At 66.9% G+C, this 14,681-nt stretch carries 15 protein-coding genes; 10 read left to right on the forward strand and 5 right to left on the reverse strand.

Annotated elements, in window-relative coordinates; genetic code table 11:
- The first annotated feature begins 180 nt into the window (after positions 1 to 180).
- The gene (rpsT, locus tag ACTJKQ_RS19695) at positions 181 to 480 is read left to right on the forward strand and encodes a 30S ribosomal protein S20 (RefSeq protein ID WP_056066666.1); all 300 of its coding nucleotides are present in this window, start codon (positions 181 to 183) and stop codon (positions 478 to 480) included.
- Between the two features lie 249 nt (positions 481 to 729).
- Here rpsT and ACTJKQ_RS19700 read toward each other — a convergent pair whose 3' ends face one another.
- Positions 730 to 1,056 carry a DUF3579 domain-containing protein gene (locus tag ACTJKQ_RS19700; protein WP_192420094.1) on the reverse strand — a complete coding sequence of 109 codons (327 nt, stop codon included), beginning with the start codon at positions 1,054 to 1,056 and terminating at the stop codon, positions 730 to 732.
- Positions 1,057 to 1,298: 242 nt separating this feature from the next.
- On the opposite strand from ACTJKQ_RS19700, the gene ACTJKQ_RS19705 reads away from it, so the two are divergent.
- From ACTJKQ_RS19705 to ACTJKQ_RS19715, 3 genes are read left to right on the forward strand one after another with little or no spacing between them, the layout of a single operon-like run.
- Positions 1,299 to 2,495, forward strand: coding sequence for an aspartate aminotransferase family protein (locus ACTJKQ_RS19705; RefSeq protein WP_056748311.1), 1,197 nt, complete (start codon positions 1,299 to 1,301; stop codon positions 2,493 to 2,495).
- Between the two features lie 17 nt (positions 2,496 to 2,512).
- The gene (argF, locus tag ACTJKQ_RS19710; RefSeq protein ID WP_440597816.1) at positions 2,513 to 3,442 is read left to right on the forward strand and encodes an ornithine carbamoyltransferase; all 930 of its coding nucleotides are present in this window, start codon (positions 2,513 to 2,515) and stop codon (positions 3,440 to 3,442) included.
- Positions 3,443 to 3,450: 8 nt separating this feature from the next.
- Positions 3,451 to 4,131 (forward strand): HD domain-containing protein, encoded by a 681-nt coding sequence (locus ACTJKQ_RS19715; protein ID WP_121942227.1) that lies wholly within the window; start codon positions 3,451 to 3,453, stop codon positions 4,129 to 4,131.
- 325 nt (positions 4,132 to 4,456) lie between these two features.
- On the opposite strand, the gene feoB is transcribed toward ACTJKQ_RS19715, so the two are convergent.
- The 4 genes from feoB to ACTJKQ_RS19735 form a co-directional block, all read right to left on the reverse strand.
- Complete coding sequence (gene feoB, locus ACTJKQ_RS19720; RefSeq protein ID WP_440597817.1) at positions 4,457 to 6,382, reverse strand: ferrous iron transporter B; 1,926 nt, start codon at positions 6,380 to 6,382, stop codon at positions 4,457 to 4,459.
- Positions 6,379 to 6,708 (reverse strand): FeoA family protein, encoded by a 330-nt coding sequence (locus ACTJKQ_RS19725; RefSeq protein WP_440597840.1) that lies wholly within the window; start codon positions 6,706 to 6,708, stop codon positions 6,379 to 6,381. The genes feoB and ACTJKQ_RS19725 overlap by 4 nt, the downstream gene beginning before the upstream one ends.
- 134 nt (positions 6,709 to 6,842) lie before the next feature.
- On the reverse strand, positions 6,843 to 7,265 hold the full coding sequence (locus tag ACTJKQ_RS19730) for a copper-binding protein (protein ID WP_121943958.1): 423 nt from the start codon (positions 7,263 to 7,265) through the stop codon (positions 6,843 to 6,845).
- Positions 7,265 to 9,250, reverse strand: coding sequence for a S9 family peptidase (locus ACTJKQ_RS19735; protein ID WP_440597818.1), 1,986 nt, complete (start codon positions 9,248 to 9,250; stop codon positions 7,265 to 7,267). The genes ACTJKQ_RS19730 and ACTJKQ_RS19735 overlap by 1 nt, the downstream gene beginning before the upstream one ends.
- A 121-nt stretch (positions 9,251 to 9,371) precedes the next feature.
- On the opposite strand from ACTJKQ_RS19735, the gene ACTJKQ_RS19740 reads away from it, so the two are divergent.
- From ACTJKQ_RS19740 to ACTJKQ_RS19765, 6 genes are all read left to right on the forward strand, one after another.
- A complete protein-coding gene (locus tag ACTJKQ_RS19740; protein WP_440597819.1) occupies positions 9,372 to 10,037 on the forward strand; it encodes a response regulator in 666 nt (221 codons plus the stop codon).
- A 5-nt stretch (positions 10,038 to 10,042) separates the two neighbouring features.
- Entirely contained in the window at positions 10,043 to 11,455 is a 1,413-nt protein-coding gene (locus tag ACTJKQ_RS19745; RefSeq protein WP_260668247.1) for a sensor histidine kinase, read from the forward strand.
- Positions 11,456 to 11,487: 32 nt separating this feature from the next.
- Entirely contained in the window at positions 11,488 to 11,847 is a 360-nt protein-coding gene (locus tag ACTJKQ_RS19750; RefSeq protein WP_440597820.1) for a YkgJ family cysteine cluster protein, read from the forward strand.
- A 138-nt stretch (positions 11,848 to 11,985) separates the two neighbouring features.
- Entirely contained in the window at positions 11,986 to 12,729 is a 744-nt protein-coding gene (locus tag ACTJKQ_RS19755) for a GntR family transcriptional regulator (protein WP_440597821.1), read from the forward strand.
- Positions 12,730 to 12,773: 44 nt separating this feature from the next.
- Complete coding sequence (locus ACTJKQ_RS19760; protein WP_440597822.1) at positions 12,774 to 13,817, forward strand: tripartite tricarboxylate transporter substrate binding protein; 1,044 nt, start codon at positions 12,774 to 12,776, stop codon at positions 13,815 to 13,817.
- Between the two features lie 3 nt (positions 13,818 to 13,820).
- Complete coding sequence (locus tag ACTJKQ_RS19765) at positions 13,821 to 14,636, forward strand: amidohydrolase family protein (protein ID WP_440597823.1); 816 nt, start codon at positions 13,821 to 13,823, stop codon at positions 14,634 to 14,636.
- The last annotated feature ends 45 nt before the right edge of the window (positions 14,637 to 14,681 follow it).

The raw sequence follows: 14,681 nt of genomic DNA on the forward strand, positions 1-14,681 counted from the left end.
TCGAAGCCGTGCCCCTCCGCCGTCAAGGGCGATGCACATGTCGCGCTGACAGCGCCAGGAGCCACCGGTGCGGTGGCGATGGCGTTCCGCCGGTTCGGGCACAGGTATGGATACAGGAACTGCTCTGGGCTATAATCGCTGGCTTTGCTGGCATCATCCACAGACCCAAGGAACTAAACAATGGCATCCGCAAAACCCAAGAAGAAGAACCCGCGCCTGGCGTCGGGCCGCAAGCGCGTCCGTCAGGACGTCAAGATCAACGCTGCAAACACCTCGCTGCGTTCCAAATACCGTACCGCTGTCAAGAACGTCGAAAAGGCTGTTCTGGCTGGCGACAAGACCAAGGCGACCGAACTGTTCGCCAAGATGCAAGCCGTGGTGGACACCGTGGCTGACAAGGGCATCTTCCACAAGAACAAGGCTGCTCGCGACAAGAGCCGTCTGTCTGCCAAGGTGAAAGCCCTGGCAACGGCCGCCTGACCCACTTCAGGCAAACAGCCCGAACGGCACCTGCCGTTCGCCGTTTGTAACGGGTGCGCTGCCAGCAAAAAACGAACAAACCGCCTTCGGGCGGTTTTTTCGTTGGGGGTTCAGAACTGCGCCAGGCAGCCTGAAGCGCATCAAAGGGTGGATGGGGAGTGCCCGCTGGCTGCCGGGCGGGCATGCCCCTGCGCAGTGACGCCTCGGGCCCGACACGGCAGGCAGCGCCGGGAGCCAGGCTGTGGCCGGTCAGGGCTTGGCGGAAGAAGGCGGGTCGGGCAGCAGGCAGGCCTCGGCCACCTGCAGGTTGTTGTCGCGGGCGAAATTGATCACGAAGTCCCAGGCCATGGGCTCGTGCCCCTGCAGGTCGCGGTGTACGACCACACATTTCACGCCGTTGAGCGTGGTGGGAATGCACCAAGGCGAATAGCTCAGATGGCTGCCTGGCCGGGCTCCACCGGGTCGAAAGCTGCTCATCACCCCGGCCAGCCGCTCGGCCCAGTCGCTGGGACGAAAGGTTTTCCCGTCATGGGTGATGCCCTGGATGAAGACTTCTTTGGAGGAGGGGGAAACCATCGGGGATTGGAGTGGTAGTGAGGGCACAGACGCAGGATCACTGCATGTTGCACCGCAACGCGACATTCTAACTCTTATATAAGAGCTAGCTCCCTAATCCCTCCAGCGCGCTACACATAGGCACCCCGAAGAGGGTAAGAGCCCGGCATTGCAGTGATGCGCAATCGTCAACAGACCGCACCCCTGCTCCCCCTAGAATCGTGACTCGCTTTTTCGCCACCGTACCGTCTGGAGATTTCCGCATGACCGCTTCCATCCCGGCAGCTTCGCCCCACGTGATGAACACCTATGGCCGCGTACCCATCGCGCTGGCCCGTGGGCAAGGCAGCCGCGTGTGGGACGTGAACGGCAAGGAATACCTGGACGGCCTGGGCGGTATTGCCGTGAACACGCTGGGCCACAACCATGCCAAGCTGGTGCCCGCGCTGCAGGACCAGATCACCAAGCTGATCCACACCTCCAACTACTACCACTCGCCCCTGCAGGAGCAGCTGGCCGCCAAGCTGGTGGAGCTGTCGGGCATGACCAACGTGTTCTTCTGCAACTCGGGCCTGGAGGCCAACGAGGCGGCTCTGAAGATTGCACGCAAGTTCGGCGTGGACAAGGGCATTGCCAAGCCTGAGATCGTGGTTTATGAAAAGGCCTTCCACGGCCGTTCGATCGCCACCATGTCGGCCACCGGCAACCCCAAGATCTACAGTGGCTTCGGCCCGCTGGTCGAGGGTTTTGTGCGCGTGCCGCTCAACGACATCGAAGCCATCAAGCAAGCCACCGAAGGCAACCCAAACGTGGTGGCCGTGTTCTTCGAGACCATCCAGGGCGAGGGCGGCATCAACCCCATGCGCGTGGAATACCTGCAGCAGCTGCGCAAGCTGTGCGACGAGCGCGGCTGGCTGATGATGATCGACGAAGTGCAGTGCGGCATGGGCCGCACCGGCAAGTGGTTTGCCCACCAATGGGCCGGCATCGTGCCCGACGTGATGCCGCTGGCCAAGGGCCTGGGCTCGGGCGTGCCGATTGGCGCGGTGGTGGCCGGCCCCAAGGCCGCCAACGTGCTGCAGCCCGGCAACCACGGCACCACCTTTGGCGGCAACCCGCTGGCCATGCGCGCCGGGGTCGAAACCATTCGCATCATGGAAGAAGACGGCCTGCTGCAAAATGCCACCACGGTGGGTGAGCACCTCAGGGCGGCACTGCAGCGCGAGCTGGGCAGCCTGCCCGGTGTGAAGGAGATCCGGGGCCAGGGCCTGATGCTGGGCATCGAGCTGAACAAGCCCTGCGGCGCTCTGATCGGCCGCGCGGCCGAGGCAGGCCTCTTGCTGTCGGTCACGGCCGACAGCGTGATCCGCCTGGTGCCGCCGCTGATCCTCACCACCGCCGAAGCCGACGAAATCGTCGCCAAGCTGACCCCGCTGGTCAAAGCCATCCTGGCTGAATGAAGAATAGCCCCACTGCCATGACGACGCTGAAACATTACCTGCAGTTCACCGACCTCACCGCCGACGAGTACGCCTACCTGTTCGAGCGCGCCGCGCTCATCAAGAAGAAGTTCAAGGCCTACGAAAAGCACCACCCGCTGGTGGACCGTACGCTGGCCATGATCTTCGAGAAGGCCAGCACCCGTACGCGCGTGAGCTTTGAGGCGGGCATGTACCAGCTCGGCGGCAGTGTGGTGCACCTGACCACGGGCGACAGCCAGCTGGGCCGCGCCGAACCCATCGAGGACAGCGCCAAGGTCATCAGCCGCATGACCGACTTGGTGATGATCCGCACGTATGAGCAGGCCAAGATCGAGCGTTTTGCCGCCAACTCGCGTGTGCCAGTCATCAACGGCCTGACCAACGAATACCACCCCTGCCAGATCCTGGCGGACATCTTCACCTACATCGAGCACCGGGGCTCCATCCAAGGCAAGACGGTGGCCTGGGTGGGCGACGGCAACAACATGGCCAACACCTGGCTGCAGGCGGCGTCGCTGCTGGGCTTCAAGGTGCATGTGAGCACCCCGCGCGGCTACGAAGTGGACGAGAAATTGGCCGCTGGCGCCGGTGGAATCAGCGCTGACAGCTATCAATTCTTCAGCAACCCCATGGAAGCTTGCCGGGGCGCCGACCTGGTCACCACCGATGTGTGGACCAGCATGGGCTACGAAGCCGAGAACGAAGCGCGCAAGAAGGCCTTTGCCGACTGGTGCGTGGACACCGAAATGATGGCTGCGGCCCAGCCCGACGCCCTCTTCATGCACTGCCTGCCCGCGCACCGGGGCGAGGAGGTCGAGGCGGATGTGATCGACGGGCCGCAGTCGGTGGTGTGGGATGAGGCAGAGAACCGCATGCACGTACAAAAAGCACTGATGGAATATCTGCTTCTGGGCAAACTGGCCTAAAAGCCCCCATGCCCTGGCGCCGCCAGCCCGCTCACAGCGCCGAATTGCTGGCGCACTGGCATGCCCTGGGCCAAGCGCTGGGGCGCGACACGCCCGCCTGGCGGGCCGAGGGCAGGCGCCTGCTGCGCAGCTGGGCCCGCTGGCCCCGCGCCTACCATGACACCACGCATCTGCGGGCCTGCCTGCGGCACCTCCAGGCAGTGCAGGACCAGCAGCCCGGAGCGCTTCACAACCCCCCTGCCGTGGCCCTCGCCCTTTGGTACCACGACGCCATCTACTGGCCGTGGAGCGGACACAACGAGGCGCGCAGCGCCGACTGGGCGCGACAGTTCCTGCTGGGCCAAGGGCTGCCCACCACGCTGGCCGAAACCGTGCGCCAGCATGTGATGGACACCCGCCACACCCCGGGCCCGCTCACCGGCGATGCGCTGTGGGTGGTAGACATCGACCTCGCCATCCTGGGCCAGAGTGACGCGGTGTACCGACAGTTCGAACGCAACGTGCGGCGTGAATACTTCTTTGTGCGCTGGCCGCGTTATGTGGCGGGGCGCAGCGCAGTGCTGCGAGGCTTTCTGGACCGCCCGCACATCTATGGCACAGCCTACTTTGCGCAGCGCTATGAGGCACAGGCGCGCGTCAACCTGCAACAGGCGCTGATCGCGCTGGGCCAGGGCCAGCTGTACCAGTAGACAATTTGAGTCAAAACGGCTTGTAGCGCTAGTGAATCATGCGCTAGCAGCTATATAAAATATAGCAACTACTGAGAAGCAGGCCCGCGACGGACGGGCATGGCCACGGGTTTTTCAGCGGCCGCCGCGGACGGCGCCGCGCAACTGCCGCAGCTGCTGCACCCACCATCGCCTCCCCCACAGCCCGGCGACTGGACGAGCCCCGGGTGGACCTTGCCCAACCCCCGGCGCCAGCGCCCGGGCAAATACCGCCAGAGCACATAGAGCGCTGCGGCAAGGACGATCAGACCGACGATGAGTTGCTGGACCATCACAACGTTTCCCCTCAGCCGCCGCCCAGCGCCAGCGCCACGCGGTAGGTCACAAAGCTGGCCGCATACGCCATGGCAAACAGGTACCCCACCATGAGCAGCGGGTAACGCCAGCCGTTGGTCTCGCGCCGCACGGCGGCGATGGTGGAGATGCACTGGGGCGCAAACACATACCAGGCCATCAGCGACAGCGCGGTAGCCAGCGACCACGAGCCCGCAATCAACGACCCCAGCTGGCTGGCCACCTCGTCGCCCGTGGCGGACAGTGCGTACACCGTGCCCAATGCGCTCACCGCCACCTCACGCGCAGCCATGCCGGGCACCAGCGCAATGGCAATCTGCCAGTTGAAACCGATGGGTGCGACGATGACCTCGAGCAGCCGGCCCAGCTGGCCGGCCAGGCTGTAGGTGATGGCAGGCTGTGTGGCGCCTTCCGGCGCACCGGGGTAGGTGGACAGGAACCACAACAACACCGTGACGGCCAGGATGATGCCGCCCACCCGTTTGATGAAAATCACCGCCCGCTCGTACAGGCCGTAGGCCAGGCCCCGCACGCTGGGCCGGCGGTACGCGGGCAGTTCCATCATCAGCGGCGTGGCCCGCGTGTCGCTGCGGGCCAGCTTGGCCACCGCCGCCACGGCCATGGCGCTGACGATGCCCGCCACATACAGAGCGAACAGCACCACGCCCTGCAGGTTGAACACCCCCGCCACCGTGCGCTCGGGGATGAAGGCTGCAATCAGCAGCGCATACACTGGCAGGCGCGCCGAGCAAGTCATGAGCGGCGCGATCATGATGGTCACCAGCCGGTCACGCCAGTGGGTGATGGAGCGCGTGGCCATCACGCCCGGCACGGCACACGCAAAGCTCGACAGCAGCGGGATGAACGAGCGGCCCGACAGACCCACCGTGCCCATCACGCGGTCCAGCAAGAACGCCGCGCGCGGCAGGTAGCCCGAGTCCTCCAGCGCCAGGATGAACAGGAACAGGAAAAGGATCTGCGGCAAAAACACCAGCACCCCGCCCGCACCCGCCAGCACCCCGTCGGTCAGCAGGCTGCGCAAGGGGCCGTCGGCCATGTGGCTGTTGACCAGGGCTGCCAGCCAGCCCACGCCATCTTCAATCCATGACTTGGGAAGCTCGGCCCAGCTGAACACCGCCTGGAACATCAGGAACAGCGTGGCGGCCAGGATCAGCAGGCCCCACACCGGGTGCAGCACCACCGCATCGATGCGGTCGTCAGTCCGCAGGCTGACCACCGGCACGCGCACGGCCCGGTCCAGAATGCGCCGCACCTCCTGGTGCGTGCGGATCACGTCGTTCTGCGCCTCCAGGTCGCTCGCATCCAGGCGCGCCGCCGCATCGGGCGCCACCACCGGGCGCTGCAGCTGCTGCAGATTGGCGCCATCCAGCCACTGCACCAGCTCCTGGGCGCCGTTGCCGCGCACGCCCACGGTGGCCAGCACAGGCATGCCCAGCTCGCGCGACAACGCCTCGCGGTCAATGGCGATGCCCTGGCGCTCGGCCACGTCCATCATGTTGAGCACCAGCACCATGGGCAGGCCCAGGGCGCGCGCCTCCAGCACCAGGCGCAGGTTCAGGCGCAGGTGGGTGGCATCGGTCACACACACCAGCACATCGGGTACGGGCTCGCCAGCGCGGCGCCCGCGCACGATGTCGCGGGTGATGGCCTCGTCCACGCTGTGTGCGTGCAGGCTGTAGGCGCCCGGCAGGTCCAGCACGCGCACGCGGCGGCCGGCGGCGGTCTGCAGCAGGCCTTCCTTGCGCTCCACCGTCACGCCCGCATAGTTGGCCACCTTCTGGCGTGCGCCGGTGAGCAGGTTGAACAGCGCGGTCTTGCCGCAGTTGGGGTTACCCAGCAGCGCCACGCGCAGGGGCGCATCGGCGGCGGTGGGCTGCACAGTAGCCTGGGCGTTCATGCCAGCTCCCTGGCAGACAGGCTGGTGTCATCCAGCGGCTGCACCTGCACCATGGAGGCCTCCTGGCGACGCAGCGCAAACGTGGCCTGCCCCACCCGCACCGCGATGGGATCGCCGCCCCAGCCGCCGCGTGCAACCACCTGCACGGTTTCACCGGGCAGGAAGCCAATCTCCAGCAAGCGCAGCAGCATGCTGTGCTCTTGCGCGTCCTGTGCGGGCAACAGGCCCGTGACCCGGCCCGAGGCACGGCGCGGCAACTGGTCCAGCCGCGAGGACAGGTTCTGCTGCGTAGGAAGATGCAACCGCGCCGCAGCGCCATCGTCCATGGTTTTCATGGTGACTGGCCTCGATACAAATAATAGTGATTCTCATTCTACCAATATCTGCATCGTGCTGGTTGCCGTCTCACTCTCTCCTTGACGCAGCGCAAGCCGCAGTCCCCGCTGCCCTGCCCGGGTGGTCAGTCACATCGCTCAAACCGCTTGCACTCCGCAGTAGCGCGGATGGATGTGAGCGTGTTTTCGCCGTCGATGTGCCGGGCAGTGAACTGCACCCAGGCCCCCTGCGGAATGCCGTGCATCAGGGCGGGGTTGACCACCCGGAAGGTCTGTGTGGTGAACGGCAGCTTGGCGCGGGGCAGCAGCTTCAGCCGCACATGCGTGGTGTTGCCGCCCGCATCCGCCTCCACAGACACCACCCGCGCCCGGGTGTAGACCGGCGGCGCCGCAGGCGCTGCAGCCTTCACGTCCACGGAGGCCGCGCCCGCCGGAGCGACCGGCTGGGCACCCGCCACAGCACACCCTGCGGCCAGAACCAGTGCAATGACCAGCCTACCGCTGCGCAGCCCCTTGCGCGCAAGCAACGAAGCGAAGGCCTGCGTCATCAGAACGCCCATGCACCCAGCTGGTAGTAATCAAAACCGCTGGTCCGCCCACCCAGGCATTGGGCGAGGAAGTCCTCGGTCTTGCGGTACATGGTGAGGTTGTTGGGCCAGCGCTGGTTGCCATGGCCATCCCCGGTGAAGGTGACGTAATCCACCGGCTTGCCCGCCTTGCGCAGGGCCGCCACCATCCATTCGGACTGCTCCAGCTTCACGCGCGGGTCGTTCACGCCGTGCATGATGAGGATGGGTTTTTGCGCGTGCTCAGCCCGGTACAGGGGCGACTTCGCGTCCATGCGCGCACGGTCTTCCGGCGCGGCCGGGTTGCCCACATAGCGGTGCCACCACGGCAGGCCCAGCTCCCAATAGGGCGGAGCAGCTTCCAGCAGGCGTGCGATGTCCGTCACGCCCACCACATCCACGGCGCAGGCAAAGACTTCGGGCGTGAAGGTGGCGCCCACCAGGGCCGAATAGCCGCCGTAGCTGGCGCCATAGATTGCCACGCGCTGCGGGTCGGCCACGCCGCGCTCCACCGCCCAGCGCACGCCGTCCACCAGGTCGTCGTGCATGCGGCCTGCGAACTCGCCACGGGCCTTTTCCATGTGGTTGCGGCCATAGCCGCTGGAGCCCCGGTAGTTGACCTGCAGCACCGCATAGCCCCGGTTGGCCAGAAACTGCTGCATGGCGCGGCTGGTGGCGCCATCGCCCCAGCGGTCACGCGCCCAGGGGCCGCCATGCACCAGCAGCACGGTGGGCAGCCGCTGCGGCGCTGCGCCTACGGGCAGCGTGAGGTAGCCGTGAATGGTGAGACCATCGCGCGCGGTGTAGGTGATGGGCGCGGTGGGGGCCAGGTCCTTGGCAATCAGGCTCAGCCGGTTCTCGCCCAGAAAGCGGGGTTCGTGCCCATCGCGCAGCAGGTAGTTGCGCGTGCCACGGTCGGTGGCCACCGCCACCGTGAGCACCTTGTCCGTCTGGTCCAGGCTGGTCACCAGCACCTCTGCGGGCTTGTCACCTGCCAGCGCGGACAGCCGGGCATCCAGCGCTGGGTCGAACACCTTGCGCGCCGGGTAGCCCGGCATGAAGTGCGCCAGCAGCGGCTCGCGGGTGCGCCGGCTCAGCGTCACGCTGTCGAGGTCCACGTCGGGCGAGGCAAACCACTCTTCCTCGGAGCCCGTGGTCAGGTCCAGCCGCACCAGCGCCAGCTTGTCGCGCCCCCGGTTCGACAGGGCCCAGGCCTTGCGCCCCTCATCGTGCAGGCCAAAGATGTTCAGCGTGTCCCACCGGCTGCGCTCTGCCACCGTCACCCAGCTGCCCGGCTCGGCGCCAGGTCGCTCCAGCAGCACCTGGTCGCCCTGGATCTGTGCCCGGGCGCGCAGCTGGCCCGTGGTGTCCACGCCCCACCAGCCCACGTTGCCGGGGTTGGTGGCCATCAGCACCGGCGGCCCGCCCGCAGGGTTCACGCGGTACAGGTCAAACACCTTTTTGTCGCGCTGGTTGGAGGTGACGATGAAGTCGGACGAGGCATCGACTGACTCCGCAAAATGCGCCACCGAACGCGGTGCAGGCATCAGCTCGCGCAAGTCGGTCCCGGGGCCCTCGACCGGGCCCGCATAGATGCGGGTGTTTTCATCGCCCGTGGGGTCGGCCGTGATGCCGAGCCAGCGGCTGTCGGCACTGAAGCGGATGGCGCGCGCGCGGATGCGAAACGCCTTGGCGTCGCCACCATCGATGGACTGCACCCAGATTGCGGGCACCACGCCGTCGGTGCCAAACCAGGCGATGCGCTTTCCATCCGGCGACACGCGATAACCCCCAGTGGACTGCCGGCTGGCCACAAAGTCGCGCACGGGCACCAGGTCGGGCAATTGCGCTCCAGCCAGCGAAGGGTGCGTAGGCCCGGAGGCACAGCCCACCAAGGCCAGTGCAGCAGCAAGCGCTGCGCTGCCCCACCATCGCCGCACCATCGCCTGTTTGGTTGTCGATGCCATCGTTCCCCCCCATGTGTTGAGCCATTGAATGCGCCCATTGTGCAAAGTCCCGCCTTAAGGCCAGCCAAAGGTGGCGGCTGCGGCACTGCGCAACGGCCATCACTCCCGCCACAATCGCCCCATGCACATCCTGCTCATCGAAGACGACCTGGATCTGGGCCGCGCGCTGCAGTCCGCGCTGAAGGTGGAGGGGCTGACCAGTGAGTGGCTGCGCCGCGCTGTGGACGCCCCAGCCACCGTCGATGCCACCACCGTCGACTGTGTGCTGCTGGACCTCACACTGCCCGACGGCAGTGGCTTTGACCTGCTGGCGCGCTGGCGCAACCAGAGCGGGCACAGCGGGCAGGTGCCCGTCATCGTGATCACGGCGCGCTCGGCCGTGGAGGACCGGCTGGCGGGCCTGGACGGCGGGGCGGACGACTTTGTGATCAAGCCCTTTGCCACGGCCGAACTGATGTCGCGCATCCGCGCCGTGCTGCGCCGCAGCGCGCGCCAGTCCAGCGAGCGCTGGGTGCTGGGCGAGCTGGTGATCGAGCCCCGGCGTCATGCCGTGCAGCGCGCCGGGCTTCCGCTGGAGCTGTCGCCGCGCGAGTTTCAGCTGCTGCTGGAACTGGCGCGCGAACCCGGTGTGGTGGTGTCCAAAAGCGTGTTGTCGCAGCGGCTGGACCCGCTGGGCGAGCCCATGGACTTTGCCGCCATCGAAGTGCATGTGTCCAACCTGCGGCGCAAGATCGGAGCAGAGCTGATCCGAACCGTGCGCGGCGTGGGCTACCTGTTGCAAGCATGACCACGATGAAGCACGCGTTGCGCAGCGCATGGGCCTGGCTGGCCGAACCCACGCTGATGCGCCGCAGCGTGGCCTCGGTGCTGGTGGCGTTTGTGGTGGTGTGGGCGGTACTGCTGGGCTACAACTTCGTCAACTACAAACACACCATCACCCGGGACCCGGGCCTGATGAAGTACGGCGACGCGGTGCTGGACTCGCTGGCCCAGGTTATCGATCCTGCACACGCCGCCACGGCCGTGGCGGCCACCGACCACTGGACCAACGTCCGCCGCCGCCAGATCGGGCTGCTGCCCGGGGTGCAGATGCACGAGCTGCTCGATGCGGCATCTGGCCAGCGTGTGTTTGCCTCGCCGGGGCTGCAGAACGTGGCCTTGCCGCCCGCCACGCCCCGCGCAGAGCCATTCATAGAGGAAGCCGCCCTGCAGGGCCGGTCGTTCCGCATCTACACCGGTCGCAATGCGCGCTGGGTACTGCGGGTGTTCGAGACCAAGCGCACGGACTCCAACTTCCTGCAGTCCAACGGCCGCGCCCTGCTGCCCTACCTGCTGCTGGCGTCACCCTTTGTGCTGCTGGCGGTGTGGCTCTCGGTACGTCACGGCCTGCGGCCGCTGCAGCAACTGGCCAGCCGCATTGCGCAGCGCGGACAGGACGACCTCCAATCGGTGGGTTTCAACGCCCGCCACGGCGAACTCAAGCCCCTGGAGCAGTCGCTGGACCACCTCTTCGCACAGCTGCGACACAAGGTGGAGCGCGAGCGCGCCTTTGTGCAGGACGCCGCGCACGAGATCCGCACGCCGCTGGCCGTGATCACTGCACAGGCCCACGTGATGGCCCGCTCGCCCAGCGAGGAGGAACGCACGCAGGCCCAGGCACACCTGGAGCAGGCCATCGCCCGCACCTCGCACCTGGCCCAGCAACTGCTGGACCTGGCCGCGCTGGACGACGCACAGCGCCCCGCACCGCGCGACCTGGACGTGGCGCAATGGCTGCGCGGCGCGCTGGCGCAGGCTGCGCCGCAGGCCATCGCGCGTCAGATCGAGCTGTCGCTGGACGCGCCCGACACCTTGCCCGCGCGGCTCGACCAGCCTGCGTTCGAATCCATCGCCCACAACCTCATCGACAACGCGCTGCGCTACACGCCCGATGGCGGCAACGTGGCGGTGACGCTGCGGCGCGGGGGGGTGGCGCTGCAGCTGTCGGTGCAGGACGACGGGCCCGGCATCCCGGCCACAGAGCAGCAGCGGGTGTTCGAGCGCTTCTACCGGGGCACGGGCCATGCCGCCAACGGCTCAGGTCTGGGCCTGGCCATCGTGCGGCAGGCGGTGCTGCGCATGGGCGGGCAGGTGCAGATGGGCGCGGGCCTGAACGGTCGGGGCGTGGGCTTTTTCGTTAGCATTGCCCTCCCGCACAGCGCCTGACGGCCCCGCCGCAGGCCCACCGCCCGCCCCGAATGTCCGACGACGCGACCACGATGACCACCGCCGATTCCACCCACCCGTGCCTGAGCTGTGGCGCCTGCTGCGCCAGCTTTCGCGTGGACTTTGCTGTGTACGAGATGCAGGCAATGGGTGGCACGGTGCCCGACGGTCTGGCCCTGGATGTGAACGGCAGCACCTGCCGCATGCGGGGCACGGAGCAGGTACCCATCCGCTGCGTTGCGCTCACCGGCCAGGTGGGCCAGCAGGTGGCCTGCAGCATCTACGAACTGCGCCCCGCGCCCTGCCGCGAGTTCTCGGCGGGCGACTACGCCTGCCACAAGGCGCGTGCGCGGCACGGGCTGGCGCCACTCGGCGACGGGCCCATGGACTGAGCCCCGCAGCGGGCATCCTCTTTTTCAACGCCTCCACGTTGCAGCATCTCAGCGCAGCCCCTGTTGCGCCGACTCCGCTTTCATATTCAAGGAGATATGTGCTTGCAGAAATTCCTATAGAGGACTAAAGTTATAGACATGCAAACCACATCCGCCATCGTTCCGCTCCACCCCACACCGGGCGTGAGCCGCTATGCGTCGCTGGCCGCCGCCCTGCGTGCACGTGTGGTGTCGGGTGAATGGCCTCCCGGTACGGCGCTGCCTGCAGAAAGCCTGTTGGCCAGCGAGCACCAGGTGGCGTTGGGCACGATGCGGCGGGCGCTGGAGCTGCTGGTCGCAGAAGGCCTGGTGGAGCGCCTGCAAGGCCGGGGGACGTTTGTGCGGCAAGGCATCACCGGGGCTTCGATGCTGCGGTTCTTTCGGTTTTACACCGGCAGCAACGAGATTCCCCGTTCGCGCATCGTGTCGCGCCAGCGCATGGCTGCGCCAGCGGGTGTAGCGCGTCGCCTGGGCTTGGCCACGGGCGAGGCCGTGCTGCGCCTGCTGCGCGTGCGCCTGCTGGCCGACCGCCCCTGTCTGCTGGAAGAAATCTGGCTGCCGCTGGACTTGTTTGCCCCCCTGGTGGAGGGCAACACCTCTGAGTGGGACGACCTGCTCTACCCCATGTTTGCTCGGCGCTGCGGGGTGCATGTGCACCGCGCAGTGGACGAAATCGGCTTTGGTGTGTTGACCGCGGCCCAGGCCACTCATCTGGAACTCGCCGCTGGCCACCCCTGCGTGCAGGTGCAGCGCGCCGCCCACGACCTGGGTGGGCGCTGCGTGGAGTGGCGCACCACCCGGGGCGACGCCAACGCCTTTCACTACACCGTGACGATCACCTGAGCCACGCCCCCAAGAACAACACCCCCACACCCGAAGGAGACACCATGAACCGCCCCCAGGAATCCGCTCCCACATCTGCCCAGCTGTTGGGTGGCAAAAGCAGCTCCAGTGCCCTCACACGCCGCACGACGCTGGCAGCCTTGGGCGCCACGCTGGCAGCCCCGTGGATCGGCGCACGTGCCAATGGCCTGGCGGGCGGGCGCCCCATTTCGCTGGTGGTGTCGTATCCGGCGGGCGGTGGCGCCGACCTGATGGCGCGCATCCTGGCGCCCCGCCTGTCAGAGGCCCTAGGGCAATCGGTGGTGGTCGAGAACAAGCCGGGCGCCAGCGGCCAGCTGGCCGCTGCAGCCGTGGCCCGCGCGACGCCAGATGGCACATCGCTGCTGCTGGACGCGTCGTCGTTTGCAGTGAACCCCTCGCTCTACCCCAAGCTGCCGTACGACAGCAACGCGGCCTTTACGCCGCTGGCCATCCTGGCCACGTTTCCGAATGTGCTGGTGTGCCATCCCGGCTTTGAAGCCAAGACCGTGCAGGACGTCATCGCCAAGGCCAAGGCCCAGCCGGATTCGGTGGCCTACGCGTCTTCAGGCAACGGCTCTGCACAGCACCTGGCAGGTGCGTTGTTCGAACAGCGCACGGGCATCAAGCTGTCGCACATCCCCTACCGGGGTGGTGGTCCGGCCATGAACGATGTGATGGGCGGGCAGGTGCCGCTGTTCTTTGCCAATGTGGCTTCGTCCCTGGGCCACATCCATGCAGGCAAGCTGCGCCCCCTGGCCGTGACCAGCACGCTGCGCGCGCGTTCATTGCCCAACATTCCCACCATGGGAGAGGTCGGTGTGACCGACTACGAAGTGCTGGAATGGAACCCCTTACTGGCGCCTGCAGGCATATCTGCCGACACACGCAAGCAGCTGGTGGCCGCCGTCCGCAAGGCCTTGGCCGACCCCGAAGTGTTGGGCCGTATCCGGGCATTGGGTGGTGACAGTTTTCAGGACGCCACCCAGGCCAGCGCGGGCAAGTTCATCCAGGCTCAGCAAGCCCTGTGGGGCAAGCTGGTGCGCGATCGAAAGATCGTGGCGGGCTGATCGATGACCACCGCTGCGATCAGCGCCCCGCCCCCACGCCTGGATGGGTGGGACGCCCATGTCCATATCTTTGATGGCGCTGTTGCCACACAGCCGGGCCACTACCAGCCCGCCCACCACCCCATCGAACACATCGAGGCCGAGGCGGCCCGGCTGGGCGTGGGCCACCTGGTGCTGGTGCAACCCAGCGTGTATGGCACGAACAACCGCCTGATACTGGACGCGCTGAAAGCCCGCCCAGGTCGCCACCGCGCGGTGGTGGTGGTCGATGAAACCGCCTCGCCTGCCGCCCTGCAGGCCATGCACCAGCTGGGCGTGCGCGGCATACGGTTCAACCTCGTGTCACCGGTGGGCAACGGGCTGCATGCGCTGGAGTCCCTGGCCGGGCCGCTGCGCGAAATGGGCTGGCACATCCAGTGGTACGCCCACCCGCACCACCTGGCGCAGATTGCCCAAGTGCACCATCAAACGCGGTTGCCCTGTGTGCTGGACCATCTGGCTGGCATGCACGCGGCCTTGCCGGCCACAGATGCAGCCTGGCTGACCCTGCAGCAGCTGGCCGAACTGGGTGCGTGGGTGAAGTTATCAGGCTGGTACCGGCTGCGCGACCAGGCACCGTATGCGGGGCTGACCAGCAACATCCAGCGTGTTGCTGCGCTGGCGAAGGATCGCCTCGTCTGGGGGTCGGACTGGCCCCACACTGCTTTTGAAAAGACTGCCATGCCAACTTACCGCAGCGTGTGGACGCCCGTGGTGGATGCGCTGGGCGAGGCGCGCGCGCAGGCAGCGCTTGCGGCAGGTAGCCAGCTCTACGCCTGACGCCGGCAGCAACGCCTAGATAGTTTAGGCTTCAACAAAAAATCT

Origin of the sequence: Acidovorax sp. 22279, assembly GCF_052045435.1 — a bacterium.
GTDB lineage: Bacteria > Pseudomonadota > Gammaproteobacteria > Burkholderiales > Burkholderiaceae_C > Acidovorax > Acidovorax delafieldii.